Here is a 344-nt window from a genome sequence, read left to right as displayed (position 1 = left end):
AATGATGTATTTCTAATGGATGATTTATAGCAATTAATTTGTTTGTTATTTGATAAGTCATTTTTATAAAATTGCTTCCAACTACGCTCGCAAAAATCACGGTGAGAGCCTATAGTATGAAGGAATATAATTCGAGGTTTCTTTGTTCTATGAACGACTAATTTTTTAAGTTCGGGTAAAAGAATTTCGTCATTGTGGCTTGTATGATAAGTTGTATTTAGGAATTTAACAAAGTTAGCATTTTTAGCAAATTTTGTTATAGGAGTATCGTAGTCACTTATTTTCCCCTGATTTGATATCCAATATGATGTATCTTATACACATATGACGCTGCAGACGAATAG

1 protein-coding gene is annotated in these 344 nt (G+C 30.5%); it reads right to left on the bottom strand.

Features of this window, described 5'->3' with window-relative positions; all coding sequences use genetic code 11:
• Positions 1-299, bottom strand: a 299-nt coding sequence (locus tag ASV53_RS26445; protein ID WP_369126374.1) for a sulfatase-like hydrolase/transferase, incomplete at its 3' end; no start/stop codon positions are given.
• Positions 300-344 lie beyond the last annotated feature (45 nt).

The organism is Photobacterium sanguinicancri, from assembly GCF_002265265.1.
In the GTDB taxonomy this organism is placed as follows: domain Bacteria; phylum Pseudomonadota; class Gammaproteobacteria; order Enterobacterales; family Vibrionaceae; genus Photobacterium; species Photobacterium sanguinicancri.
The sequence above is the reverse complement of the archived record's forward strand: the minus strand, read 5'-3'. Positions and strand labels throughout refer to the sequence as shown.